This window comes from Oleispirillum naphthae, assembly GCA_027864655.1.
Taxonomy (GTDB): Bacteria; Pseudomonadota; Alphaproteobacteria; order Rhodospirillales; family Rhodospirillaceae; genus Oleispirillum; species Oleispirillum naphthae.
Map to the genome: position 1 here is coordinate 46,875 of JAQAZG010000011.1, position 25,533 is coordinate 72,407.

Sequence of the window (25,533 nt, forward strand, 5' to 3'; positions counted from 1 at the left end):
CACTCCTTCGTTTCAGGCGAGGCCGAGCGCGGCCACCGCGAGGTCGATCAGCTTGATCCCGGCGAACGGGGCGATCAGGCCGCCCATGCCGTAGACCAGGAGATTGCGCTTGAGCAGGGTTCCCGCCCCTGCCGGACGGTAGCGCACCCCCTTCAGCGCGAGCGGAATGAGAAGAACGATGATCAGGGCGTTGAACACGATCGCCGAGAGGACCGCCGATTGCGGACTCGCCAGCCCCATGACGTTGAGCGCCTGAAGCTGCGGATAGGAGGCGAGAAAGAGCGCCGGGATGATAGCGAAGTACTTCGCCACGTCGTTGGCGATGGAGAAGGTGGTGAGTGCGCCTCGGCTCATCAGCAGCTGCTTGCCGATCATCACGATCTCGATCAGCTTGGTCGGGTCGCTTTCGAGATCGACCATGTTGCCCGCCTCGCGCGCCGCCTGGGTGCCGGTGTTCATCGCCACGCCGACGTCGGCCTGGGCCAGGGCCGGAGCGTCGTTGGAGCCGTCGCCGCACATCGCGACGAGGCGCCCGCCCTGCTGGTATTCGCGGATCAGCTCCAGCTTGCGTTCCGGCGTCGCCTCGGCGAGGAAATCGTCCACCCCCGCCTCGGCGGCGATCGCCGCGGCGGTGAGGGGGTTGTCGCCGGTGATCATCACGGTACGGATGCCCATCTCGCGCAGGGTGGCGAAGCGGTCTCGGATGCCGGGCTTGATGATGTCCTTGAGGTGGATCACCCCGAGCGGGCGGCCGTTGCGCACCACCGCCAGCGGCGTGCCGCCGGTCTTGGCGACGCGCTCCACCAGATGGTCGAGTTCCCGCGCCGAAGCGGCGGAGAGTCCGCCTTCCAGCCCGGCGCGGATGGCATCCGCCGCGCCCTTGCGGATGCTGCTTCCGGCAAAGTCCACGCCGCTCATCCGCGTCTGCGCGGTAAACGGCACGAAATGCATCCCCTCGCCGCCTCCGGTCAGGCCGTAACGGGTGCGGGCGAGCGCGACGATCGACTTGCCCTCCGGCGTGTCGTCGGCGAGCGAGGAGAGGAAGGCGGCCTCGGCGAGGTCGCGCTCGTTGACCCTGGCGAGCGGCAGGAACTCCGCCGCCTGCCGTGCCCCCAGGGTGATCGTGCCGGTCTTGTCGAGCAGCAGGACGTCGATGTCGCCCGCCGCCTCGACGGCACGGCCCGACTTGGCGATGACGTTGAATTTGACCAGCCGGTCCATCCCGGCGATGCCGATCGCCGAGAGCAGGCCGCCGATGGTGGTCGGGATCAGGGTGACGAACAGCGCGGCGAGGAACACCGCGGGCACCGCCGTCCCCGACCAGGAGGCGAAGACGGGAAGGGTGGCGACGACGATGAGGAAGATCAGGGTCATCCCTACCAGAAGGATGGTGAGCGCGATCTCGTTCGGGGTCTTCTGCCGTTTCGCGCCCTCGACCAGGGCGATCATGCGGTCGAGGAAGCTCTCCCCCGGATCGAGGGTGATGCGCACCACGATGCGGTCGGAGACCACCCGTGTGCCGCCGGTCACCGCAGAACGGTCGCCGCCGGACTCGCGGATCACCGGCGCGGATTCGCCGGTGATCGCGCTCTCGTCTACGGTGGCGATACCGGAGATCACGTCGCCGTCGCCGGGGATGATGTCTCCGGTCTCGCACGCCACCAGGTCTCCCGCGCGCAGGGCCGAGGCGGGTACGGCCTCGAAGTCTTCCGCCTCGGCGGCGGCCAGGCGCTTCGCCGTGGTTTCGCTCCGGGTACGGCGCAGAGAGGCGGCCTGCGCCTTGCCGCGGCCCTCGGCCACCGCCTCGGCAAAGTTGGCGAACAGCACGGTGATCCACAGCCAGGCGCTGATCTGCACCATCACTCCGAAGTGCTCGCCGCCGCGCGCGGTGAGGATGCTGGCGGCGAGGGCGACGGCAGCGGTGGCGAACATCACCGGGTTGCGGACGAGGCGGCGCGGATCGAGCTTGCGGACGGCGTCGATCGCCGCCTGTTGCAGGATGCCGCGGTCGAACAGCGTGCCCGCGGCGGGACGATGTACGGTCATCTCGAAAACTCCTCAGAACAAGGTGCCGGAGAACAGGGCGAGGTGTTCCACCACCGGCCCGAGAGCCAGTGCCGGGAAGAAGGTGAGACCTCCCACCACCACGGTCACCGCGATCAAGAGGGTGACGAACAGACGGCCGTGGGTGGGCAGGGTACCGGCGGAGGGCGGAACCGTCTTCTTGGCCGCCGCCGATCCGGCAATCGCCAGAACCGGGACGATCACGGCAAAGCGGCCGAAAACCATCGCGACGCCCTGAAGGATGGCGTTGAGCGGCGTGGCGGCGCCGAACCCGGCAAAAGCCGAGCCGTTGTTGCCGGTGGCCGAGGCATAAGCGTAGAGCAACTCGCTCAGGCCGTGCGGCCCCGGCGCGGCGATCGCCTCCGGCCCGGCGAGCAGCGAAATCGCGCCGAGCCCCAGCACCCCCAGCGGCGTGACCAGGATGGCGAGCACCGCCAGCTTGACCTCGCGGGCCTCGATCTTCTTGCCCAGGTATTCCGGTGTGCGGCCGACCATCAGCCCGGCGATGAACACCGCGAGGACGACGAACACCAGCATGCCGTAGAGGCCTGCGCCGACGCCGCCGAAGATCACCTCGCCGAGGAGGATGTCGACCAGCGGCACCAGCCCGCCGAGCGGCATGAAGCTGTCGTGCATGGCGTTGACCGATCCGTTGGAGGCGGCGGTGGTCGCAGTCGCCCAGATCGCCGAGTTGGCGATGCCGAAGCGGACCTCCTTGCCCTCCATGTTCCCCACGAGGGAATCCATCCCCGCAACGGTAAGGGCGGGGTTGGCCTGGGATTCCGCCCAGGCGGCGAGGGAGACGCAGACCACGAACATCAGCCCCATCGCGGCGAAGATCGCCCAGCCCTGGCGCCGGTCGCCGACCATACGGCCGAAGGTGTCGGTCAGCCCTGCCGCCAGCAGCAGCAGGAAGGTCATTTCGACCAGGTTGGTGAGCGGCGTCGGGTTCTCGAAGGGATGGGCGGAATTGGCGTTGAAGAAACCGCCGCCGTTGGAGCCGAGCTGCTTGATCGCCTCCTGCGAGGCCACCGGCCCTTGCGCGATCAGTTGATGCACGCCTTCCAAAGTGGAGGCCGGAACGTAGGCGTCGAAGTTCTGCGGGGCTCCCTGCCAGACCAGGAAGAGGGCGGTGAGGAAGGCGACCGGCAGCAGCAGATAGAGGACGCAACGGGTCAGATCGACGGTGAAGTTGCCCACCGTCTGCGCGGAATGCCGGGCGAAGCCGCGAATCAGCGCCACCGCCACGGCGATGCCGGTGGCGGCGGAGACGAAGTTCTGCACCGCGAGCCCCGCCATCTGGGTGAGATAGCTCATCGCCGTCTCGCCGCCGTAGGCCTGCCAGTTGGTATTGGTGGCGAAACTGACCGCGGTGTTGAAGGCGATCGTGGGGGAAACCGCGCCGACCCCGGCCGGATTCAGCGGTAGCCAGACCTGCAGCCGCTCGAGGCCATAGACCGCGAGGGTGCCGACCAGATTGAACGCGAGCAGGGAGAAAGCATAGGCGGACCAGTGCTGCTCGCGTTCCGGCGCGGTGCCGCACAGGCGATAGATCGGCCGTTCCGCCCAGGCGAGGAAGGTGAGCCTGCCTTCGAACAGGCGGGCCATGTAACCGCCTGCGAGCGGCGTCAGCGCGACGATTACGGCGAGGTAGAGAAGAATTTGCAGGATGCCGTTGGCGTCCATCGGACTCTCCTAGAATCTCTCGGGATGGATCAGGACCCAGGTCAGATAGACCAGCAGCCCCACGGCGAGGCCGGACCCGAGTACGACGTCGAAAAGCTGGAAACCGTCCATCGGCGCCTCCTATATCCGGGCGCAGGCGTGCACCAGCAGGGCGCACCCGGCGAAAAGACCGACGATCATGGCAAGAAGTGCGGCGTCGAACATGTGGAGCCTCCGTTTGACGACGAATCACCGGACACGATCCTGCCGCCACGGGGCATAAGGATTCCATGCGGAAAGCGAGGTCTGATTTTTACGGAACGCTTATGGGGGGAGCCAACTCGGGGCATCCGCACCCTGCTAACACCGATCGAATGTCCACCTTTGGGATATTCGGCAATTTGGTTAAGCGTCCGGCTATGGGCGCGTTCCGGAAGTAGATCGCCGGGTCACTGCGTGCCCTGAGCGATGGATCGCCAGAACTCCGGCCAGCCCTCTTCCCGCATCTCGTTTGAATTCGTCGCTGAAGGCGGCTTTGCCCATGTCGGTCTCCTTGCCTCAAATTTAGGGGACAAGGCGTCTACCGTTCTAGGGGCTATTCATGGAAGCCTCAGACCACCTGCCACGCGAAGCCGGTGGCGAGCGCGGCGAGGGCGAGGACCGCGAGGGCGGCGAGCGGCATCATCGTGCGGCCCTCCCGGTTCGAGAGGGTGTTTCCGTATCCACAAAAACCTTGCCATGAGAGGTTTTTGTAGATACATTTACTCCATGAACACCTGGGACGAAGCCAAGAGAGCCGTCACCCTCGCCGAACGCGGACTCGATTTCGCGGACGCCGAGCGGGTGTTCGAGGGTCCGACCGTAACCATGGAAGACGGACGGAAGGACTATGGAGAGAACCGCTACATCACCGTGGGATTCCTGGAAGAGCGCATCGTCGTGCTCGTTTGGACGCCACGGGACGGCGGCAGGCGGATCATCAGCATGAGGAAAGCCAATGACCGGGAAGTCGAAAGATACGCGCCCGACCTGGGTTGACCCCGACGATGCGCCGGAGTTGACCGAAGAGATGTTCGAGAAGGGCGTCTGGAAGATCGGCGATCGCGAGGTCGATCGCGCCGAAGGCCAGGCGGCGGCGAGCGCCGTGCGGCGGGGCGGCCGTCCAAGGGCGGAATCCCCCAAGAAGCCGGTGAATATCCGTCTCGATCCGGACGTGCTCGCACATTTCAAGGCGACCGGGCCGGGCTGGCAGACGCGGATCAACGACGCGTTGCGCAAGGCGGCGAAACTGCCCAAGGCGGGCTGAGGACGCATTTTCATCGGCCGTCCTCCTGCGCTGTGTGGAGGAGGTGCGGCCGCTGTAGGCGCAGTTCGCCGTTCCGCATCACCCAGTGGTCGTTGCGCGGCTCGTAGACGTCGGTGATGCGGCGGAAGCCGGAAGCGTCGCGCTTGATCTGCACGATCACGTCGACCAGTTCGGCCAGGAACTCGGGGATGTCCGACATCCGTTCGCCCGCCCAGGCGATGTTCCGGACGAACTTGCGCTTGAGCACCTGCAGCGGACTTTCCGCGTGGATGGTGCAGGAGAACCCGGTGATGCCGCTGTTGAGCGCGCCGAGCGCCGCGAAGGCGTTCTGCGTGGAGATTTCCCCGAAGATCACATGATCGGGGGTGATGCGCATCTGGTGGTCGTAGAGTTCGCGCCACGTCACCATGCCGCTGCTCGTGGACGCCTCGCGGGCCGCGACCAGGCCGACGCCGTCCCAGAAGCGGTCGATGTGCAGCTCGGGGGTATCCTCGACGGCCACCACGCGGCGGTCGTCGGGGAGGAATTCGAGCAACTTGTTGAGCAGCGTCGTCTTGCCGGTGTTCGTGGCGCCGGAGACGATGAGGTTGCGCTCCCCCATGATCGTCTCTTCCAGGTACCCGAGCAGGTCGGGGCCGACGCCGACCTGTTCCCAGGTCGGCGTGAACGGATGCTTGCAGCGGATCGCGAGGCTGATCCCCGTCTGCACCGAGGCGCCGACCAGGCATTCGAAGCGATGCCTGGCCTCGGGGATCACGCACGACAGCTTCGGCGCGGTGTCGGGGTCGAACTGGACGCCGGTGTGGTTGGCGAGCGCCTTGCAGATGTCCTCGACGCGCGCGAGCGTGAGGTCCGGCGCATCGACGATCCGCTTGCCTTCGCCGCGCCGGTCCACGACGACCTTTCCGGGCGCGACCATGCGCGAAGAACCAAGAGGTGGATGAGGGCGGGCAACTGGAATTGCTGGCGTGCACAGAGCCGATCGATGAAACCAGATTGGTTACGGGAGACGCTGCGAACGTTTCCCCGGTGTAGGGGTTTGTCCGCACGGTGCGCATGATCGAGATATTCGATGCGCTCACGGAGCCGTTCAGGATATACGCGCCGGAGTAAGTAACCTGCGTATAGGCCGCCGTTTCCGTGGTCGTGCCGCACACGTTGGCGGGACCGACCGGCGAGCCGTCGCCGACGGCCATCTCGTAGACCGTGGCGTCGGGTCGCTCCCACCGTTCGTATCGGGTGGTGGTGTAGTAGGCGTTGCACCCCTCGTAGGTCGCCGCTCCATTCTGCCGGTCGATCGTCGTCGTCTCGTAGGTGATCGTCGGATCGTCGGCGGCCGCCTGGATCGTCGTCGGCTGCGGACTCTCGTAACCGGATGCGAGGTCGTTGCCGCCGACGGCGTTCTTCGAGGTATCGTCCCGTTCGACGGTCTTCTCCTCGTCCTTGCTCTCTCGCCGGTCTTTGCGGGCCTTCCCCTTGCCGATCACGCCGGTACAGGGGGCAATCTTCCATCCCGATTTCCATAAATCCCTCTCCTTTTCAGGATGGGGAATAGCTTGACGCCCCGTCCAATTTTCCGGGGCCGCCTCTCGGATTTTTCTTGCATGGATGCCTTGGGTGTGGTTTTTTATATAAAACCATAGGTTCAGTATACAGAACCAAACGAACCCAGGGAGGACGGTGTGGATGGCTCCCAGGCAGTCACCACACACTTAAAATACCAGAATAAATGTGATGTCTGTTTGTGTCTGTGCAGTATGCGCCATGTATGTGCGCATTATTAGGGCATGTTCATGTAGATCACATTCTGATGCATGCGCTTAATCTGGAGTTTGTTCGGATGAAAAAAGTCAAATGCGGAATAATCGGTTCTGGAAATATTGGAACCGACCTGATGATCAAGGTGATGCGCAAATCGAAGCATCTGGAAATGGGAGCGATGATCGGCATCGACCCCGAATCCGACGGCCTCGCCCGCGCCGCGCGCATGCATGTTCCGACCACTCACGAAGGAATCGAAGGGCTGTTGAGGATGCCCGCCTACCAGGACATTCGGGTCGTTTTCGACGCCACTTCCGCGAAGGCGCACCTGCACAACAACGCCCTGTTGCAACGCGACGGCAAGAAGGTCATCGATCTGACTCCGGCGGCGATCGGCCCGTTCACCATCCCGGTGATCAACGGCGACGCCAACATCGACGAGCCCAACGTCAACATGGTGACCTGCGGCGGGCAGGCGACCATTCCGATGATCTACGCGGTCAAGCGCGCCGTCGGCCGCCTGGTCTACGGCGAGATCGTCGCCTCGCTCGCGTCGAAGTCGGCGGGGCCGGGGACGCGCGCCAACATCGACGAATTCACCGAAACGACGTCGAAGGCGATCGAGATTCTCGGCGGCGCCGAGCGCGGCAAGGCGATCATCATCCTCAATCCGGCGGAACCGCCCCCAATGATGCGCGACACCGTGTTCACGCTTTCGCAGGGCGGCGACAGGGCCGCAATCGAGGCGTCGATCCACGAAATGGCCGCCGCGGTGCAGAAATACGTGCCCGGCTACCGTCTGAAACAGAGCGTCCAGTTCGAAGTCATCGGCGACGATGCGCCGCTGCGGATTCCCGGGATCGGTTTCGTCTCCGGATTGAAGACCACCGTCCTGCTCGAGGTCGAGGGGGCCGCGCATTACCTGCCGGCCTATGCCGGCAACCTCGACATCATGACTTCTGCGGCCCTCGTCACGGCAGACCACTGGGCTGCCCGAATTCTCGCCAAGGAGATTGCATGATGGCGCGTCCGAACAAGAACAAGCTCTACGTCCAGGACGTCACCCTGCGCGACGGGATGCACTCGGTCCGCCACCAGTACACGCTCGAGAGCGTGACTGCGATCGCACGCGCGCTCGATGCGGCCAAGGTCGATGCGATCGAGATCACCCACGGCGACGGCCTGACCGGCTCGACCTTCAATTACGGCTTCGGCGCCCATGACGATGTCGAATGGATCTCCGCGGTGGCCGAGGCGTGCACCCACGCGGTGGTGACGGTGCTGCTCCTGCCCGGAATCGGCACCGTGAGCGACCTGAAGCGGGCCTATGCGGCGGGGGCGCGCTCCGTGCGCATCGCGACGCATTGCACCGAGGCCGACGTCTCGTGCCAGCATATCGAGGCGGCCCGCGCCCTCGGCATGGATGTCGTGGGTTTTCTGATGATGGCGCACATGCTCGAACCCAAGGACCTGGTGGCGCAGGGCAAGCTGATGGAAAGCTACGGCGCCGAGTGCGTCTACATCACCGATTCCGCCGGGGCGCTGCTGCCGGAAGGCTGCGCCGGGCGCGTGCGCGCGCTGCGGGACGCCCTGGATGAACGGACCGAGGTCGGCATCCATACCCACCACAATCTCACCCTCGGCGTCGCCAATGCGGTCGCCGGCATCGAGGCGGGCGCGGTGCGCGTCGATGGTTCGCTCGCCGGGATGGGCGCGGGCGCCGGAAACGCGCCGATCGAGGCGCTGATCGCGGTGCTCGACCGCAAGGGCGTGGAGACCGGCTGCGACCTGTTCAAGCTGATGGACGCCGCCGACGATCTCGTCCGGCCATTGCAGGACCGCCCCGTGCGTGTCGATCGCGAAAGCCTCTCGGTCGGCTACGCGGGCGTCTATTCGAGCTTTCTCCGGCACGCCGAAAAGGCCTCCCGCGCCTATGGCATCGATACCCGCGAGATCCTCATCGAGCTTGGCCGCCGCCGCATGGTCGGCGGTCAGGAAGACATGATCCTCGATGTCGCCCTCGACCTCCGGAAGTAGTTATCCGCATGAGTTCTGTCAGCTTTTTCTTCATCATAGATTGAACTGGGAGAGAATAATAATGAACCCGATGTCCGCTACCATGACGCCTGGAATATTCCTTGTTACGTTGGCTCTCGCCATCGCGGCGTTGATCGTGCTGATCATAAAACTCAAGATGCATCCCGTGCTCGCCCTCTTCCTGACGAGCCTGGGACTGGGGCTCGCTCTCGGGAATGGGCTTATCGGTTCCGTGAATCTGGTCAATGCCGGGTTCGGGGGCACTCTCAATGGGATCGGGGTCACCATCATCCTCGGCTCCATTCTCGCAATGGGCATTCAGGACACCGGTGCGGCGACCGCCATCGCCAATTTCTTCACCCGCCTGTTCCGGGGCAAGGCGCTCGAGCTCGCACCGTCCCTCACCGCCTTCATCGTCTCCATTCCCGTGTTCGGCGACATCACCATGGTGCTGACGGCGCCCATCGCATCCATCCTGGCGCTGCGGAGGAAGATTTCCATGTCCTCCATGGCGGCGTTCACCGGCCTCGGCCTGTTCCTGACCCATGCCCTCGTCCCGCCAACCCCCGGCATCCTGGCCATCGCCCTGATGTACGGCGCGGATCTGGGGCTGACGATCTTCTGGGGCACGGTCATCAGCGCCGTGGCCTTCTTCGGCACGTGGCTGCTGATGCGCAAGTGGTGCGAAAAGGAATGGATCGACCCCCGTCCGGATTTCGTGGAAGGCTTCGAGCCCGCCAAATCCGATAAGGTGGAGGATATCATCATCCATGCGCCCGGCCTGCCCAATGCCTTCGTGGCCCTGCTGCCGGTGCTGATTCCGGTGGTGCTCATCACCTTCGGCTCGTTCGCCAAGGTGTACATGGGTGAAGGAACGGCGGCGCGGGTCTTCTTCACCTCGACGGGCGACCGCGTCATCGCGCTGCTGCTGGGCGTGGTGTTCACGCTGGTGCTCGGCTTCGCCAAGGGCGACAAGGTGCTGGCCCACCACCTCCGCACCACCGGAAGCGACAAGGAATCCCTTAAGGAGATCCTGTTCGGCACCTGGGTGGGGCGTGGGCTTCTCGTCGCGCTGCTGCCCCTGCTGATCACCGCCATGGGCGGCGCCATGGGCGGCGTCCTCAAGACCGCGCCCGTGATCAAGGAACTGGGCGTCATGGTCACGTCCAGCCACATCATGCCGCTTCTGGTGCCGTACCTGACCGCCGCGATCCTGATGACCGCCGTGGGCTCCATGACTGCCGCCGGCCTGACCGCGGCGGGCATCATCCTGCCGATGATGGATACCCTGGGCCTGTCCCCGGTCGCCGCGACCCTCGCCATCGGCAGTGGAACCCTGATGCTCAACCATTTGAACAACAGCGGTTTCTGGATCATGTCGCAGTTCTTCAACCTGAACACCAAGCAGGGGCTCAAGTACATCACCGCGCCCTGCATGGTGGGCTCGCTGATTTCCATCATCACGCTGATGATTCTGGTTTCCGTCGGTCTAATCTAGCGGATCGGTTTTACCGCGTCCTCCCGGCCCCGGCGGGGAGGACGCGCTCGGGTGCGGCGGCCCGGACGAAGAGCTCCGGGTCCCCGCCGGTTTTTTCAAAAGGACGGTCACGGCGATGCCCGTTCGCATCCATCCAGGTTCGCACGCCTCATCCCCCCGGGGAGACCTGTAAGCAAAAAGCGATCCATAAAACAGTCCACGGCGTGCCTGTAAAAGGGAGCACGACTATGCGTAAATATGATAGTGAAGCGATTTTGCAGGGTGAAGGCAGCGGCTTTTATCGTTCCCTTTACAAGGCCATGGGCTATTCCAACGACGAATTGGACCGTCGCCCGATGATCGGCATCGCCAATTCGTGGACCACGCTGGTCCCCGGGCATGCCAACCTGAGGCAGGTGGGAGAGTTCGTCAAGAACGGCATCTACCGGGGCGGCGGGACCGCCGTGGAATTCGGCGTCATCGCCGCCTGCGACGGCATCGCCCAGGGGCACGACGGCATGCATTTCATCCTGCCGTCGCGCGAGTTGATCTGCGATTCCATCGAGGTGCAGGTGCGGGCGCATCGCCTGGATGCCCTGGTGATGCTCGCCTCCTGCGACAAGATCGTCCCGGGCATGCTGATGGCCGCGGCGCGGCTCGACATTCCCGCGATCATGGTGCACGGCGGGCCGATGGCCGGCGGCGTGTGCTTCGACGGGCGCAAGTCGGACCTGACTTCCATCTCCGAGGCCCGGGGCATGTATTCGTCCAAGAAGATCTCGCTGGAGGAATACACCGCGCTGGAGGACCTGGCCTGTCCGGGCTGCGGCTCCTGCTCCTTCCTCGGCACCGCCAACACCATGTGCTGCCTGACCGAGGTGCTGGGCATGTGCCTGCCCGGCGGCGCGCTCATTCCGGCGGTGCATTCGGACCGCCTGCGTTCCGCATACGCTTCGGGCATGGCCGTCTGCGAGCTGGCGCGAAAGGGCATCACCGCCCGCCGGGTGATGAGCGCGGCGGCCATGGAGAACGCGGTCAAGGTGACCATGGCGATCAGCGGCTCCACCAATGCCGTGCTGCACCTGAGCGCCGTCGCCAACGAGGCGCAGATGGGCGTGAGCGTGCTGCAGCTGTTCGAGAAGCACAACAAGAGCATCCCGCAGATCGCCAAGGTCAATCCTGCGGCCAAATGGGACATGGAGGCATTCTGGCAGGCGGGCGGCATCCCCCGCGTGATGCGGAACATGCGCGTATTGCTGGACGAGGACGTGGCGACCTGTACGGGCCTGTCGCTGAAGGAAAACCTGGATGCCTATAGGTTCCAGTTCCCCGAGAATCGGGAGATCATCCGGAAGCTGGACGATCCGTTCGGCCTCACCGGCGGCATCGCCGTGCTGCGGGGCAACCTTGCGCCGAATTCCGGCATCAGCAAGCCCGGCGCGATCGACCCGGCCCTGCACCGCTTCAAAGGCAAGGCCAAGGTCTTCAACTCGGAAGAGGCCGCCGAGGAGGCCATCCTGAACGGCGGGGTAGTGGACGGCGACGTGGTGGTCATCCGCTATGAGGGCCCGAAGGGCGGCCCCGGCATGCGGGAAATGTTCATGGCGATGAAATACCTTTACGGCCGCGGCCTGAACAAATCCACGGCGCTGATCACCGACGGCCGGTTCTCCGGCACCAACAACGGCTGCTTCGTCGGGCACATCTCCCCGGAGGCCGCCGAGGGCGGACCGTTGGCGATCGTCGAGGACGGAGACCTCGTTTCCATCGACGTGATCGACGGCATCCTCAACCTGGAGGTCTCCGACGCGGAGATCGCGCGTCGCCTCGCCGGGTGGAAGAAGCCGCCGCGCAAGTTCACCACCGGCTATCTGGAGCTGTACTCCCGGGTCGCTTCTTCCGCCGCCGAAGGCGCGATCATCCGGAGGGAGATGGAATGATGAATCTCGACTTCACGGGCAAGAGCATCGTGGTGACGGGCGGAACCTCCGGCATCGGCCTCGACATCGCCACTCTGCTGGCCGAGCTCGGCGGCAAGGTTTCCATCTGCGCCCGTTCGGCGGACAACGTGGCGGGCGTGGTGGAACGGCTGCGCGCCCGGAACTTCACCGTGCACGGAAAGGCCGTGGACGTGGCCGACAGCCGCGCCATGTTCGCCTATGCGGACGAGGTGGAGGCGGCCTTCGGCGGCATCGACGTCTGGATCAACAATGCCGCGGTCTATCCCCAGTACCAGATCGTGGATACCCCGGAGGACGTCTGGGAGAGCACGGTGGCGATCAACATGCGCTCCGTCTACATCGGCGCGCGCATCGCCCGGCAGAAGATGGCGTCCAAGGGCGGCGTGCTGATCAATGCCTCGTCCTTCGCCGCGCTCATGCCTTCGGTCGGCAGCGGGCTCTACGCGGCCACCAAGGCCGCGGTTTCCAGCATGACCAAGGTTCTGGCCGCGGAACTGGCCCCCTACGGCATCCGGGTCAACTGCTATATTCCCGGGCTCATCGATACGCCCATGACCAGGCCGTTGCTGGAGCGCAACGGCGACGCCATGCGCCAGAGCATAGCGATGAACCGGTTCGGCGGCGGCGCGGATGTGGCCCATGCCGTGGCTTTTCTGGCTTCGCCCTATGCCGGGTACGTCACGGGGGCCGCGCTGGAGATCAGCGGCGGCAAGTTCTGCGTGCAGAATCCCATGGCCGCATGGGCGGGGGCCGCCTCCCCGGAAGCAGGCGACTGAAGACCCGGCCGTCTATCCGCGGGCCGGGCGGGAGCCGGACGGCGTATCCGGGCGGTGGCCGAGGCAGCGGGACATTTCCGCGCACGCCCGGAGCGTCTCCTCGGCGAGTTCGGGGATGCGCGCGTCGGGAATCTGGAACGCCGCCCCCACCACGCTGACGGCCGCGACGATGTTTCCGTCCACACCCCGGATCGGCGCGGCGATGCAGCGGAGATCCTCGTAGCGCTCGCTGTCGTCGAACGCCCATCCCCGTTTCCGCGCTTCGCGCAGGTCTTCCTTGAGGCGCGAGACCGTGGGCAGGGTGTGCGGCGTGAACACCTCCAGGTCTTCGCCGGGGTAGAGCGCCGCGATCGCGGCCGCCTCATGATCGATCAACAGGGCCTTGCCGACTGCGGAGCTGTGCAGCGACAGCCGGAGGCCCTCCCAGGTTTTGACGCCGATGGTGCTCGAACTTTCCAGTTTGACCAGATAGATCGCATCGTTGCCGTCGAGAATCCCGAGGTGGCAGGTGAGGTTGGTGTGATCCCGCAGGAGATGGAGAAACGGCATGCATTCCTGCCGCAGATTGATATGGGAAACCGCCTGGCTGCCGAGCTCGTAGAGGCGGAAACCGAGGTTATAGGATCCATCGTGCCTGACCTTGACGTATCCATACCTGATAAGGGTCTTCAGAAGAATGTACAGGCTGCTTTTCGATATATCCAAGTCCTTCTGCATGTTGCCGAATCGAGCCGACGGATGATTTTTGAGATATTCAAAAAGGACATCCATCCTCGCTATGGCTGGGGTTTCGACTTCACGCGGTTTCATCGTCGTATCTTTCAAGGATGCTGTCCGAAGCGGCCGTCGCCCGATGCCCAATCCATCCGGCATGCCGCGGTTCCCCAGTCGAGCGCCGGCCGACGCGGTGTTCGCTGCGCCTTAGGTTTAGCAAAATTCTCCGATTTAGCCTAACCGGATAAAAAACGATGTGGGTTTTATCGAGGCGGCATCCGGCCCGCCGCGAGGCGCTTTGGGGGGCTTGGGCATTTTGCCGGATGCCTTGCCCGTCTTCGGTCTTGCCTTCGCTCCGGCCTCGGCCGTGCCGCGAGGTCGATCGCGCCGAAGGCTGGGCGACTGCCGTGCGGCGGGTTTTTCCGTTTCCGGGGCGGGGCGGGCGTGGTATTGCCCGTGGAGCGGCGATTCGCCGCGCGGACAGGAAAAACCCATGGCCCCGGCGTCGATCTTTGCAGACCTCCCCCTGACGGAACTCGCGGTGCGGATGGCGGCCACCGCCTTCGTGGTGATCGCGGTGTCGTGGGCGGTGGGCGCGTTCGGGCCGTTCGTCGGCGGGGCGCTCGCCGGGCTGCCGATCGTGCTCGGGCCCGGCTTCTATTTCCTCGCGATGTCCGCGCCCGCGCCGTTCGTCTTCCGGGCCGCGGCCTATGCCCTGCTCTCTCTGTGCGCGACGCAGTGCTTCCTGCTCGCCTACATCGTCACCGCGGGCCGGTCGCGGGCGGCGGTCTCCCTGCTTGCCGCGGTGGCGGCGTGGCTGACCGCGGCGCTGGCGGTGCGGCTTCTGCCGGGGCAGCCGCTGCCCGCGCTGGCGCTGTTCCTCGCGGTCACCGCCGCGGCCTGGCGCTTCGGCGGGCGCTTCGTGCGGCGCGACCTCGCGGTGCGGGGGCGGGCGGGGTTTTCCCTGCTGCTGGCGCGCGGGATCATCGCCGGGGTGCTGGTGGCGCTGGTCACCGCCGCCTCGGCCCGGCTCGGCCCGGCGGTGTCCGGCCTGCTGATGGCGTTCCCCGTGGGGTACACCATGGTGGGTTTCACCCTGCACCAGAAGCTCGGGGCGGCAAGCGCCGTCGCCATGCTGCACTCGGCGATCACCGGCAGCATCAGCCTCGCCGGGTTCTGCATCGCCCTGGCGCTGACGATTCCCCACTGGTCCGCGGGCGCGGCGCTGACCGCCGCGCTCGCCACCTCGGCCGCGGTCACCTGCGGCATTCTGCTGCGGCGGCGGGTCTCCCGTCGGGGAGCGTAGAGACCCGCCGCCGCCGCGGCGGGCCCGGTCAGGCGGTCGTCAGCGCCTCGGGGTTGACCACGCAGACCGGGTCCGGCCGCTTGCCGTCGAACACCGTGAGAATGTTCCGCACCGCCTGCAGCCCCACCCGCGCCGACGCCTCGCGGGTGACTCCGGCGACGTGCGGGGTGACGATGACGTTGGGCAGGCCCCACAGCGGATGCTCGGCCGGGGCCGGTTCGGTGGCGAAGCTGTCGATCCCCGCCCCGGCGATGACGCCGTCGCGCAGGGCGGCGGCCAGGGCGTTCTCGTCGATCAGCCCGCCGCGTGCGGTGTTGATGAGGAAGGCGGTGGGCTTCATCGCCGCCAGTTCCGCCGCGCCGATGATGTTGCGGGTGGTCTCGGTGAGCGGGCAGTTGAGGCTGAGCACGTCCGCCTCGCCCAGCATTTCCGCCAGGGAGCCGACGCGGCGCACCCCTTGCGGCACCGCCTCTTCCGGCACCGCCGGGTCGAAGGCGAGGATGCGCATGGCGAGCGGCGCGGCGAGCGCCGCGAGGTTGCGGCCGATGCTGCCGAGGCCGACGATGCCCAGGCACTTGCCGGTCAGTTCCATGCCGTTGAAGCCCGGTTTTTCCCAGCGTCCGGCGCGCAGCCCGGCGTCGAGGGCGAACAGCCGCTTGACCAGGACGTAGATCATCGCCATCGCCATTTCGGCCACCGAGCGGGCGTTGGCGGCGTGCGCCACCATCACCGGGATGCCGCGCCGCGTCGCCGCGGCGACGTCGATGTTGTTGTAGCCGACGCCGTGCTTGGAGATCGCCTTCAGGCGGTCGGACGCGCCGATCACCGCGTCGTCGATCTCCCCCATGCGGACGAGCAGGGCCTCCGGCCGCTCGCGCGCCACCATGGCGGCGAGATCGGCGGGCGTGGTGTAGGGGGGGACGAAGGCGGCCTCGACCCCCCGCTCGCGCAGCAGCGCCATGGCCTCGTCGGCCAGGGACGGCCCGGTGACGATGATCCGCGCCGACATCAGAGGTCCTCTCCCTCGCCGAGGACGCCCTTGGCCCGCAGGGTGGCGATCAGCCAGGCGGGATAGATCTCGGAATCCGCGCCGTTGCGGATGGTGTCGAGACGCTTTTCCTCGGCGGCCAGCTTTTTCCGCGCGCTCTCGATGGCGATCTCCGCCATCGCGGCGGGCACCACCAGCACGCCGTCCGCATCGCCGATGACGATGTCGCCGGGGTTCACCGGCACGCCGCCGCAGGCGATCGGCAGGTTGACCTGGCCGTCGCCGTCCTTGCCGCCGCCGAGCGGGCAGACGCCGCGGGTGAACACCGGAAAGCCGATCTTGACGATGTCCTGGGAGTCGCGCACCGCGCCGTCGATGACCAGGCCGCCCAGCTTCTTGCGCATCGCCACGGTGGTGGTGATCTCGCCCCAGACGCCGTGGTTGAGGTCGCCGTGGGCGTTGACCACCAGCACGTCGCCCGGCTTGGCGAGCTTGAGCGCGGCGTGGATCATCAGGTTGTCCGCGGGGTCCACCTCGACGGTGAGGGCCGGGCCGCAGATCGCGGTCTTCGGGTCGAGCGGCTTGATCCCCGAATCCATGATGCGCTGACGGCCCAGTCCGTCGCCGATCACCGCCACGGCGAACTGCGCCATCGCCGCGATGACGTTCTGCGGCGGGCGTTCGAAATCCGGAACGATGCAGAGACCCGGTCTACCGTACATGATGTTTTCCTCCCTCTTGACCAGACTTGACGAAAAAAACCGTTTCAGAACGCGGCCACCTTGTCCGGCGGCTCGCCGCGCGCCATGGCTTCGATCGCCGCGAATTCCGCGGCTTCCAGCGGGATGCCGCGGGCGGTGCGGTCCGCCAGGGTGCGCGCCTCGACCTCGCCGGGGATGAGCACCGGCGCGGCGGGGTCGAAGGGCGGGGTTTCCGCCATCAGGCGGCAGAGCGTCTCGATGCGGTCGCCGTAGGCGTCGCGGCCGAGCAGCCGCGCCGGGTCGAGCGCGATGAAGAAGTGGCAAACCCCCTGCGGCTCCCTGGCCTGCTGGAACAGCGAGCGCACCTCGGGGGAGACCGCGCCGCCGGTGAGAACCCCGGCGAGAATGTCCACGGCGAGCGCCAGGCCGTATCCCTTGTGCCCGCCGATCGGCAGGACGAAGCCCTTGAGCCCTTCCAGAGGGTCGGTGGTGGGGCGGCCTTCGGCGTCGAGCGCCCAGCCGGGCGGGATCGCCTCGCCGCGCTGCTGCGCCAGGCGCATCTTGCCGCGCGCCGCAACCGAGAGCGCGATGTCGAGGATGAACGGCGGCGCGCCGCGGCGCGGCGCTCCCAGGCCGATCGGATTGTTGCCGATCCGCACCTCGCGTCCGCCCCAGGGGGCCATGGTGGCGAACGCGGTGCTGCCCAGGAGGCAGATCATTCCGGCCTCCGCCGCACGGCGCGCGTAGGGGGCTAGCGCGCCGAAGTGCTGGCTGTTGCGGCAACCGACGTAGGCGATGCCGGTTTCCGCCGCGATTTCGAGGGCGGTGGAGAGCCCCCGCACGCCGACCACCGGGCCGAGGCCGCCTCCGCCATCGACCAGGGCGGTGGCCGGGGCGGTGCGGTCGATACGGATCGTCGGGGCGGGGGCGAACACGCCGTCGCGGAGGCGCGCCACATAGGGGCCGAGGCGGCGCACCCCGTGGGTGCCGATTCCCTGCAAGTCGGCGGAGACCAGAATTTCCGCCGCCGTGGCGGCGTCGGAGGCGGGCACGCCGACGCGTTCGAAGGCGGTGCGCACCAGGCGCAGGAGATCTCCGGAAGCGATGTGCAGGGTGTCCGGCATGCCGGTTGTCCTTTGTGTGGCCGGGCGCCATCCGGTCCCGATGCGGCGGGTCCGGAGTCCGGTGGACTTATATAGTCAAAAACAAATATAGAAACCAACAATACAAGGCAAAGTTATGTCTCTCTCTATAGAGAAGTAATATATGATGAGTCTATCAACGCTATTGACTTCCTGAAAGATCAGAATCATCATGATCAGGATTAGATTGTCTAATCATGATCATGGCATGGCGTGGGGGCGTGTCGGAACCGGTCGGCGGACCGCAAGCGGGATGAACGCCAGTGGACATCAGACAACTCAAGACCCTGATCGCCATCGCCGATCACGGCACCTTCGGGGCCGCCGCCGACGCGGTGGGCCTCACCCAGTCGGCGGTGAGCCAGCACGTGCGCTCGATCGAGGGCGACCTGCAGATCAAGCTGTTCGACCGCACGCAGCGGCCGCCGATGCTGACGGTGCAGGGCCAGGCCCTGGTCGAGGCGGCGCGCCAACTGGTCAGCAGCTACGACGAGATCGTCCACGCCCTGGTGGGCGGGCGGCTCACCGGCACCCTGCATCTCGGGGTGATGCGCACCAGCGTCACCGGCGGGCTGCCGGAGGCCCTGGTGAGCCTGCGCGAGCGCTTTCCCGAACTGCGCATCCACGTGATCACCGGCGACACCTCGGAACTGCCGGGCATGGTGCTCGCCGGACGTCTCGACGCGGCGATCATTCCCGACCAGGTGGAGGGCAACGACTACCGCTGGAAGCCGTTCGCCCGCGAGCCGATGCGGGTGATCGCCCCCGTGTGGGCGGAGGGCGTGACCGACCGGGAGATTCTGGAGAACTATCCCTACATCCGCTTCAGCCGCCCGGTGCCCTCGGCGCGCTCGATCGATCAGGAGATCCGCCGCCGCAACATCCAGGTTTCCGAGGTCATGGCGATCGATTCCTTCGCCGGCATCATGGTGATGGTGGCGAGCGGCCTCGGCGTTTCGGTGATGCCGCAGCAGATCGGCGAGCCGCCGTTCCCCGAAGGGGTGCGCCACGTCGCCTTCGGCGACCCGCCGATCACCCGCACCGTCGGCCTCATCGACAAGTGCGGCGGCGGCAAGTCGCAGCTGGTGGACGCGCTGCACGACGAGCTGTGGCGGCTTTCCGGCTATCCGGATTTCGGCGCGGGCGGCTGAGGCGCCGCCCGCACCCCGGAGGAAGCGGAGCAGGGCAGTGCTCACGGCTGTCCTCCGGCATGGTTGCGCCGCGCCGCCTTGCGCCTGGCGAGGCGGCCGCCGATCAGCGGCCACAGGAACACCGCCGCGATCAGGGCGATGATCACCAGGCAGATCGGCCGCGTCCACAGGATCGACCAGTCGGACCGGCTCATCCTGAGCGACAGGCGCAGGTTGAACTCCGCGTACTCGCCGAGGATGAGGCCGAGCACCGCAGGCGCCAGCGGCATGCCCAGGCGCTCCATGGCGTAGCCGACGAGGCCGAAGCCGAACATCAGGTAGACGTCGAACATCCGGGTGTTGATCGCGTAGACGCCCACCACCATCAGGCTCAGCACCATGGCGGCGAGGATCGGCCGCGGCAGGTGCAGCACCTTGGCGAAGATGCGGGTCGCCAGGGTGCCGCCGAAGGCGAGCAGCAGGGCGGCGGAGATGAACAGCTGGATCATGAAGCCGTAGACCACCTGGGGATGCTCGCGGAAGAGCATCGGCCCCGGCTGCATGCCGTGGATCAACAGGCCGCCGAGCACCAGCGCGGCCACCGGAGTGCCCGGAATGCCCAGGGTGAGGGCGGGGATCATCGCGGCGGCGGTGTCGGCGTTGTTGGCGACTTCGGCGGCGGCGACGCCCTCCGGGTTGCCCTGGCCCCAGGAGTCGGGGTCCTTGGCGGCGCGCTTGCCCTCGTTGTAGCTGAGGAAGGCGGCGAGCGAGCCGCCCGCGCCGGGCAGGATGCCGACGAAGATGCCGATCAGCGAGCCGCGCACCCAGGTCTTCCAGTAGCCGAGCATCTTGGGGATCGAGGAGAGCAGGCTGCCCGCGAGCTTGCGGCTGCCGACCACCGCCATCTTGAGGTCCGCGTCCTCGAGCAGTCCGAACGCCGGGGGCAGGGCGTAGAGGCCGACCAGCAGCACCACGATGTTCACCCCTTCCGCCAGTTCCAGATAGCCGAAGGTGAAGCGGTCGTAGCCGGTGATGTTGTCCACCCCGGCGAGCGAGACGATGAGGCCGATGCAGGCGCTGAGCAGGCCCTTGACCGGGTCCTTGCCCATCAGGAGCGCGATGCTGGCCAACCCGAACACCGCGACCCAGAACACCTCCGGCGGGCCGAAGGCGAGGGTGATGCGGGCCAAGGGGGGGGCGAGCAGCATCAGGGAGAGCGCGCTCACCATGCCGCCGATGGCCGACGAGACCACGGCGACGTGCAGCGCCTCGCCGGCGCGGCCGCTCATCGCCATCGGGTAGCCGTCGAAGCTGGTGGCCACCGCGGCGGGGGTGCCGGGAATGCGCAGCAGCACCGCGGAGATCGAGCCGCCGTACATCGCGCCGTTGTAGATGCCCGCCATCATGCCGAGCGCCACCAGCGGGTCGAGGCCGAAGGTGAAGGGAATGAGCACGGAAATCGCCATGGTGGCGCCGAGGCCGGGCATCGCGCCGACGAAAATGCCCATCACCACGCCGACGACGATGGAAACGAGGTTGGCGGTCTGCAGCACCGCGGGCAGGGCTTCGATCAGTGCGTCAAACATGGCCGGTCCCCCGAATGAGCCGCAGGAGAAGCTCCGGCGGGAACTGGTAGTTCATGGCGGCTCCGAAGATCAGCGCCATCCCGGCGATGAAGACCGCGGTGGAGATGGCGATGGCCAGGGGTTTGCGGTAGCCGAACACCACCGAGACGGCGGGCACCAGGATCGCCGTCGAGGTGTAGAAGCCGATGGTGTTGATCCCGGCGACGTAGACGCCGGTCATGCCGCAGGCGATGAGGAAGCGCCGCCGGTTCTTGAAGAACCGCAGCGGGGCATCCCCCGCGCGGCTCTTGGCCAAGCCTTGTGCGATCATCAGAACGCCGAGAATGGACGCCAGCCCGAGCACCATCTGCGGAAAGATCGCCGAGGTCGCGGGCAGCTCCAGGGTCTGCCACTCCAGGAACAGGCAGACGCCGATGGTGACGAGCCCGCCCACGGCGTCGGGATTACCGAAACGCCGCCGCCACTCCGAATTCATTCGAACCTCCCAAGGCAACGATCACAACGGGACGGAGCGGCGCGGCCTGCGGCCGCTCCGCCCCGGGGTCGGCTCACTTTTTCCAGGGATCGGTGCGCCACACCTCGCCGATGAAGTCGGATTGCTTCTTCACGAAGGCCTTGTACTTTTCGCCGGGCAGAATGCGGAGGACGAGCCCCTGCTTCTTCGCGATCTCCTGGAAGGCCGGGTCGTCGTAGGTCGCCTTGATCGCGGCGATGTACTTGTCGCGGATCGCGTCGGGAAGGCCCTTGGGGCCGACGAAGCCGCGCGTGCCGCTCATTTCCACGTCATAGCCCTGCTCGCGCGCCGTCGGGCGTCCCGGCGCCAGGTCGGAGCGCGCCTCGCCCATGATGCCGAGCACGAGGAGGTCGTTGTCGTAGCCGTGAATCTCGCTGATGTTGATGCCGGCCACGTCCACATGGCCGCCCATCACCGCGGCGCGGCAGGGGGCGGTGCTGTTGAAGGGAATGAAGGTGAAGGTGACGCCGGCGGCGCGGGCGAGTTGCAGCCCGGCCAGATGGTCGTCGCCGCCGAGGCCGGAAATGCCGTAGGTCACGCCGCCCGGGTCCTTCTTCGCCTTGTCGAGAACCTGCTTGAGGCTGGAATAGACGCCCTTCTTCGCCACCACGATGTTGGTGTCATCGACGATGTTGGCGAGATAGGTGAAGCTGTCGATGGTGTAGGCCGCCTTGCGGTCGTAGGTGCGGGCCACGGTTCCCGGCAGGTTGAGGTTGCCGATGGTGTAGCCGTCGGGGTCCGCCTGCGCGAGCTGGGTGATCGCCACCTGGCCGCCGGCGCCGGGAACGTTCTTGACCACCACCGTGGCCTTGCCGCCCAGATACTTCTCGATGAAGGGCGCCATGGCGCGCGCCATGATGTCGGTGCTGCCGCCCGCCGCATATCCGATGAGCATGGTGACGTCGCGGTCGGGGAATTCTGCCTGAGCCGGTTGCGACATCAAGGCAAGTGCAAAAGGAATCGCGGCAATAATTTTATTGTACTTCATGTTGTCTTTTTACCTCCCTTGAAGTATTTGAGATATTTCTCAGGCTCTCCTTGATATTATTCGTTAATCTTAGATTAAGAGGCAGGAATGCGGGGAAGTCAAACTTATAAAATTTGCAATATGTATTAGGAAAATTTCTGATGATTGCGGGAAGCGCCGCCTGCCGGTCATTTTCAATAAGAAATCAGCAGGTTCCTCCGGGCTTTCCGTGCGCCCCGTTGTCGGGGCGCGCCTTCTGCCGCCGCGGCTCGGACCCGCCGCCAGTAGGTATTTTCCGAGTCTATCGTAATGGTTCCGCCGACCCATAATCATAGACTGCTTCCCCTGGTATCCAGACTGTCCGATCTGCCGTCGCGGCCGGGGTAAGCTGTGCGGCGGCCGACTCAACAGCGGGTTTACTCGATGAATTTAAATTCCTTCATGGTCGCACCGGTCGTCGCCTTGGTGGCCGGTATCCTTATCCTGGTTAGGCCGGAATTGCTCAGCTACATCGTCGCGGTCTACCTGATCATCGTCGGTGTGCTTGGGCTGGCCCCTCATTTTCTGCATTGAGCCGCCAGCGCAATCAGACTGCTCCCCGCCAAGGCGAACCAACGGCACTCCACTGAAGCAGGGCGGGCCTGAGCTGCTCCCGAGTCTGCGGGCGCCCTTTTGGTAAAGCCCCAGCCGCTCACCCACAGGAGAATGAAAATGAACGTGACGAAATCGGCAAGGCCATTGTTTCCCGCGCGAATCGGCGATTCCGCAAATCCGCCGTTCTCCGGCAGGATTCCCCCGGCGAGCGCCGGTTCTTTCAGGGGTTTTAAGCGGAACGCCGCCGCCATCGCCCTCGCGGTGTCGGCCGTCCTGCTGGTGGCCGCCTGTGCGCCGGAATATTCCGCGCCGCAGCAGGTGCAGGCGAGCAATCCGCGCGTGACCTACAAGTATCACGGCGACCAGGAACTGGTTCAGGTCAACCAGAGCGCGGTGTCGTTCTGTAGCCAATATCAGTCCGCCGCGCATCAATCGGTCCCGCGGACGCTGAATTTCTCCGACGATCCGGACGGCAGCAAGCTGGTGGTCTTCGAATGCGTGCAGACGTTGCCGCAGGCGGCCTTGCCGGTGCAATACAATCCCAGCCTCACCTACACCTACCGGACGGACCAGGAACTGGCGGATGCGTCGCGGAACGCTCAGATCTACTGCATGAACAACGGCGGCCAGCAGGTGATCTCCAGCATCGGCGCCAACGCGAACGGGTCGCGGACCGTCGCGTTCCAGTGCAGTTCCACGCTCGTCTCTCCGGTGATGCAGCCCATGTCCGTGATCATTCGCTGACCGTACGGGGCGCAGGGCCTTCCACAAGCGTAAGAAGCGGCGGCAGCCATGAGGACATACCTCATGGCTGCCGCCGTTTTTTTTCGGGACCCTTCCGGTCGCGTTGCGGGCGTGGCCCTCCGCAATTTCCCGCCTTCACCACCGCGGAAACGGTTCAGCCGGACTACGGACGCTTTCGCGGCTTTTCTGAAGTCCCGGACGCGGGGATCCGCAATGGGGGACTTGTCAGCGGCATGCGGCTGGCTCAAAATCGAAATTCCGTAGCCCTGCTAAGGAGTTCCCCCGATGGATGAAAAGGTCGTTCCGCTGCCCGCAGGCGCGGCAGAGGTTCTGCAAGGCGTCACCACCGCGACGATCACCACGATCCTGCTGAAGAAGGGCCTGCGCAACGTCTGGATGCGCGGCGCGCGGCCGCTCGCGGCGGATCAGCCGCGCCTCGTCGGGCGCGCCTTCACCCTGCGCTTCGTCCCGGCACGGGAGGACTTGGCGACCCCCGCCTCGTGGTCCTCGCCGATTTCGACCCGCGCCGCCATCGAGGCGATGCCCGAGGGCGTGATCGCGGTGATCGACGCCATGGGGATTGCCGATGCCGGGGTGTTCGGCGACATTCTCTGCTCGCGGATGAAAAAGCGCGCGGTCGCCGCGCTGGTCACCGACGGCGTGCTGCGCGACGTCGAGGGGGTGCGCAAGAGCGGTCTTCCGGTGTGGTGCCGGGGCTTCGCCGCGCCGCCTTCGGTCGCCGGGCTCACCTTCGTCGCCTGGCAGCAGCCGGTGGGCTGCGGCGGCGTCGCGGTGTTTCCCAACGACGTGATCGTGGCGGACGCCGACGGCGCGGTGGTGATCCCCGCGGCGCTCCTGGACGAGGTTCTGGCGGAAGCGCCGGAACAGGAGCGCATGGAGGCGTGGATCATGGACGAGGTGGAGAAGGGGGTGCCGCTCCCCGGTCTCTATCCGATGAACGCGGAGACCAAGGCCCGTTACGAGGCATTCAAAAAAACCGTCTGACGGCGGCAACCCGATAAAGAGAGGGGAAGACCATGTGGGCGAAGCGCCTCATTCTCGTCGCATCGGCGGCGGTTCTGTCCGGTTGTGCGAATCCGTGGCACAAGCCGGGGGCCACCCAGGCGGAGTTCGAGCAGACCCTGAGCGTCTGCCAGCTGGAGGCGCAGCATGCGGTGCCGGCGGTCATGGCCTACCGGATGACTCCGGGGCGCACCCACACCACGTCGAAGTGCAAGGACAACAAGTGCACGGAGACCACCACCTACTCGCCGCCGGCGATGACCGCCTACGACTCCAACGACGGGGTGCGGGCGCAGTATCTGCGCGCCTGCCTGTTCCGCAGCGGCTGGAGCGACGAGGAAGAGAAGAAGTGAGCGGCGGACGGACCGGGGAAAGCCGGTCCGTCCGCGGCGTTCAGGCGCTGCGGGCCTGCTCGGCGGCGCCCGCGGTCCACTCCAGCATCGCCGGGGTGGCGAGCAGGCGTTCCGCATAGGCCTTCGCCGTGGCGGGCAGCGGGATGCCGTAGATGGTCAGACGCGCCGCCACCGGGGTGAAGAAGATGTCGGCGAGACAGTACTCGCCGAAGAGGAACGGCCCGCCGTGCCTGGCGAGCATCTCCTCCCAGATCGCGACGGCGCGGTCCACGTCCTCCTGCGCGTCGGGGGTGAGCACCTTGCCGGGGAAGCTCTGGTTCAGCTTCATCCCCATTTCCTTGCGCATGTCCGGGAAGCCGCTGTGCATCTCGGCCACCACCGCGCGCGCGAGGGCGCGCTTCGCCGCGTCCTTCGGCCACAGGCCGGCGGCGGGGAACTTCTCCGCCAGGTATTCGGAAATCGCGAGCGAGTCCCAGATCGTCACGTCGCCGTCCACCAGCACCGGCACGGTGCCGCAGGAGCTGACCGCCTTCAGCGCCGCGGTGGACCCTTCGCGGTAGATCGGAATCCAGGTCTCGGTGAAGGGGGCTCCGGTCGCCTTCATCGCCAGCCAGCCGCGCAGCGACCAGGTGGAAATCGTTTTGTCTCCAACATACAACGTCAACATGGCGTCATCCTTCCGGGGGCAAGGAGGGGGGCAAAAAGTCTGGGGGAAGAGCAGCAT

25 protein-coding genes are annotated in these 25,533 nt (G+C 66.1%); 13 read left to right on the plus strand and 12 right to left on the minus strand.

Features of this window, described 5'->3' with window-relative positions; all coding sequences use genetic code 11:
* Positions 1-12: 12 nt before the first annotated feature.
* Genes kdpB through O7R11_RS12120 form a run of 3 tightly spaced genes read right to left on the minus strand, consistent with a single transcriptional unit; the run spans position 13 to position 3,861 of the window.
* Positions 13-2,046: a potassium-transporting ATPase subunit KdpB gene (gene kdpB, locus O7R11_RS12110; protein ID WP_337997784.1), complete on the minus strand. Its 2,034-nt coding sequence runs from the start codon at positions 2,044-2,046 to the stop codon at positions 13-15.
* A gap of 12 nt (positions 2,047-2,058) precedes the next feature.
* Positions 2,059-3,750 (minus strand): potassium-transporting ATPase subunit KdpA, encoded by a 1,692-nt coding sequence (gene kdpA / locus O7R11_RS12115; RefSeq protein WP_337997785.1) that lies wholly within the window; start codon positions 3,748-3,750, stop codon positions 2,059-2,061.
* A 9-nt stretch (positions 3,751-3,759) separates the two neighbouring features.
* Positions 3,760-3,861 carry a potassium-transporting ATPase subunit F gene (locus tag O7R11_RS12120; protein ID WP_337997786.1) on the minus strand — a complete coding sequence of 34 codons (102 nt, stop codon included), beginning with the start codon at positions 3,859-3,861 and terminating at the stop codon, positions 3,760-3,762.
* A 636-nt stretch (positions 3,862-4,497) separates the two neighbouring features.
* Here O7R11_RS12120 and O7R11_RS12125 point away from each other — a divergent pair.
* Together O7R11_RS12125 and O7R11_RS12130 are read left to right on the plus strand one after the other, a co-directional pair.
* Entirely contained in the window at positions 4,498-4,767 is a 270-nt protein-coding gene (locus tag O7R11_RS12125) for a BrnT family toxin (RefSeq protein ID WP_337997787.1), read from the plus strand.
* Positions 4,727-5,035 (plus strand): BrnA antitoxin family protein, encoded by a 309-nt coding sequence (locus O7R11_RS12130; protein ID WP_337997788.1) that lies wholly within the window; start codon positions 4,727-4,729, stop codon positions 5,033-5,035. Before O7R11_RS12125 ends, O7R11_RS12130 begins: the two co-directional genes overlap by 41 nt.
* 10 nt (positions 5,036-5,045) lie before the next feature.
* On the opposite strand, the gene O7R11_RS12135 is transcribed toward O7R11_RS12130, so the two are convergent.
* The gene (locus O7R11_RS12135; RefSeq protein ID WP_337997789.1) at positions 5,046-5,954 is read right to left on the minus strand and encodes a CpaF/VirB11 family protein; all 909 of its coding nucleotides are present in this window, start codon (positions 5,952-5,954) and stop codon (positions 5,046-5,048) included.
* A gap of 921 nt (positions 5,955-6,875) precedes the next feature.
* Here O7R11_RS12135 and O7R11_RS12140 point away from each other — a divergent pair.
* The 5 genes from O7R11_RS12140 to O7R11_RS12160 all read left to right on the plus strand — a co-directional run bounded on the left by O7R11_RS12140 (position 6,876) and on the right by O7R11_RS12160 (position 13,047).
* Positions 6,876-7,817 carry an acetaldehyde dehydrogenase (acetylating) gene (locus O7R11_RS12140; protein WP_337997790.1) on the plus strand — a complete coding sequence of 314 codons (942 nt, stop codon included), beginning with the start codon at positions 6,876-6,878 and terminating at the stop codon, positions 7,815-7,817.
* Complete coding sequence (gene dmpG / locus O7R11_RS12145; protein ID WP_337997791.1) at positions 7,814-8,833, plus strand: 4-hydroxy-2-oxovalerate aldolase; 1,020 nt, start codon at positions 7,814-7,816, stop codon at positions 8,831-8,833. The genes O7R11_RS12140 and dmpG overlap by 4 nt, the downstream gene beginning before the upstream one ends.
* A 70-nt stretch (positions 8,834-8,903) precedes the next feature.
* Positions 8,904-10,331 (plus strand): GntP family permease, encoded by a 1,428-nt coding sequence (locus O7R11_RS12150; RefSeq protein ID WP_337997792.1) that lies wholly within the window; start codon positions 8,904-8,906, stop codon positions 10,329-10,331.
* Positions 10,332-10,558: 227 nt separating this feature from the next.
* On the plus strand, positions 10,559-12,250 hold the full coding sequence (ilvD, locus tag O7R11_RS12155) for a dihydroxy-acid dehydratase (RefSeq protein WP_337997793.1): 1,692 nt from the start codon (positions 10,559-10,561) through the stop codon (positions 12,248-12,250).
* On the plus strand, positions 12,247-13,047 hold the full coding sequence (locus O7R11_RS12160) for an SDR family NAD(P)-dependent oxidoreductase (RefSeq protein WP_337997794.1): 801 nt from the start codon (positions 12,247-12,249) through the stop codon (positions 13,045-13,047). The genes ilvD and O7R11_RS12160 overlap by 4 nt, the downstream gene beginning before the upstream one ends.
* A gap of 12 nt (positions 13,048-13,059) precedes the next feature.
* On the opposite strand, the gene O7R11_RS12165 is transcribed toward O7R11_RS12160, so the two are convergent.
* Positions 13,060-13,857: an IclR family transcriptional regulator gene (locus O7R11_RS12165; protein WP_337997795.1), complete on the minus strand. Its 798-nt coding sequence runs from the start codon at positions 13,855-13,857 to the stop codon at positions 13,060-13,062.
* Between the two features lie 397 nt (positions 13,858-14,254).
* Between O7R11_RS12165 and O7R11_RS12170 the strand changes: the two genes are divergently transcribed.
* The gene (locus O7R11_RS12170; protein WP_337997796.1) at positions 14,255-15,067 is read left to right on the plus strand and encodes a hypothetical protein; all 813 of its coding nucleotides are present in this window, start codon (positions 14,255-14,257) and stop codon (positions 15,065-15,067) included.
* A 28-nt stretch (positions 15,068-15,095) separates the two neighbouring features.
* Here the strand turns inward: O7R11_RS12170 and O7R11_RS12175 are convergent, their stop codons facing one another.
* The 3 genes from O7R11_RS12175 to O7R11_RS12185 are packed head-to-tail and all read right to left on the minus strand — an operon-like array spanning position 15,096 to position 17,880.
* The gene (locus tag O7R11_RS12175; protein ID WP_337997797.1) at positions 15,096-16,076 is read right to left on the minus strand and encodes a hydroxyacid dehydrogenase; all 981 of its coding nucleotides are present in this window, start codon (positions 16,074-16,076) and stop codon (positions 15,096-15,098) included.
* On the minus strand, positions 16,076-16,777 hold the full coding sequence (locus O7R11_RS12180) for an RraA family protein (RefSeq protein WP_337997798.1): 702 nt from the start codon (positions 16,775-16,777) through the stop codon (positions 16,076-16,078). Before O7R11_RS12180 ends, O7R11_RS12175 begins: the two co-directional genes overlap by 1 nt.
* 44 nt (positions 16,778-16,821) lie before the next feature.
* Complete coding sequence (locus O7R11_RS12185) at positions 16,822-17,880, minus strand: Ldh family oxidoreductase (protein ID WP_337997799.1); 1,059 nt, start codon at positions 17,878-17,880, stop codon at positions 16,822-16,824.
* 281 nt (positions 17,881-18,161) lie between these two features.
* Here O7R11_RS12185 and O7R11_RS12190 point away from each other — a divergent pair, with 281 nt between their 5' ends.
* Positions 18,162-19,049, plus strand: coding sequence for a LysR substrate-binding domain-containing protein (locus tag O7R11_RS12190; RefSeq protein WP_337997800.1), 888 nt, complete (start codon positions 18,162-18,164; stop codon positions 19,047-19,049).
* A 41-nt stretch (positions 19,050-19,090) separates the two neighbouring features.
* On the opposite strand, the gene O7R11_RS12195 is transcribed toward O7R11_RS12190, so the two are convergent.
* The 3 genes from O7R11_RS12195 to O7R11_RS12205 all read right to left on the minus strand — a co-directional run bounded on the left by O7R11_RS12195 (position 19,091) and on the right by O7R11_RS12205 (position 22,068).
* The gene (locus tag O7R11_RS12195) at positions 19,091-20,614 is read right to left on the minus strand and encodes a tripartite tricarboxylate transporter permease (RefSeq protein ID WP_337997801.1); all 1,524 of its coding nucleotides are present in this window, start codon (positions 20,612-20,614) and stop codon (positions 19,091-19,093) included.
* Positions 20,607-21,089, minus strand: coding sequence for a tripartite tricarboxylate transporter TctB family protein (locus O7R11_RS12200; RefSeq protein WP_337997802.1), 483 nt, complete (start codon positions 21,087-21,089; stop codon positions 20,607-20,609). Before O7R11_RS12200 ends, O7R11_RS12195 begins: the two co-directional genes overlap by 8 nt.
* A 73-nt stretch (positions 21,090-21,162) precedes the next feature.
* Positions 21,163-22,068 (minus strand): tripartite tricarboxylate transporter substrate binding protein, encoded by a 906-nt coding sequence (locus O7R11_RS12205; protein WP_337997803.1) that lies wholly within the window; start codon positions 22,066-22,068, stop codon positions 21,163-21,165.
* Positions 22,069-22,536: 468 nt separating this feature from the next.
* Here O7R11_RS12205 and O7R11_RS12210 point away from each other — a divergent pair, with 468 nt between their 5' ends.
* The 4 genes from O7R11_RS12210 (at position 22,537) to O7R11_RS12225 (ending at position 24,809) form a co-directional block, all read left to right on the plus strand.
* Positions 22,537-22,668: a DUF3096 domain-containing protein gene (locus tag O7R11_RS12210; protein ID WP_337997804.1), complete on the plus strand. Its 132-nt coding sequence runs from the start codon at positions 22,537-22,539 to the stop codon at positions 22,666-22,668.
* Between the two features lie 138 nt (positions 22,669-22,806).
* The gene (locus O7R11_RS12215; protein WP_337997805.1) at positions 22,807-23,433 is read left to right on the plus strand and encodes a hypothetical protein; all 627 of its coding nucleotides are present in this window, start codon (positions 22,807-22,809) and stop codon (positions 23,431-23,433) included.
* Positions 23,434-23,718: 285 nt separating this feature from the next.
* Entirely contained in the window at positions 23,719-24,438 is a 720-nt protein-coding gene (locus tag O7R11_RS12220; protein WP_337997806.1) for a ribonuclease activity regulator RraA, read from the plus strand.
* A gap of 32 nt (positions 24,439-24,470) precedes the next feature.
* Positions 24,471-24,809 (plus strand): hypothetical protein, encoded by a 339-nt coding sequence (locus O7R11_RS12225; RefSeq protein ID WP_337997807.1) that lies wholly within the window; start codon positions 24,471-24,473, stop codon positions 24,807-24,809.
* Between the two features lie 40 nt (positions 24,810-24,849).
* Here O7R11_RS12225 and O7R11_RS12230 read toward each other — a convergent pair whose 3' ends face one another.
* Complete coding sequence (locus O7R11_RS12230) at positions 24,850-25,476, minus strand: glutathione S-transferase family protein (protein ID WP_337997808.1); 627 nt, start codon at positions 25,474-25,476, stop codon at positions 24,850-24,852.
* Positions 25,477-25,533 lie beyond the last annotated feature (57 nt).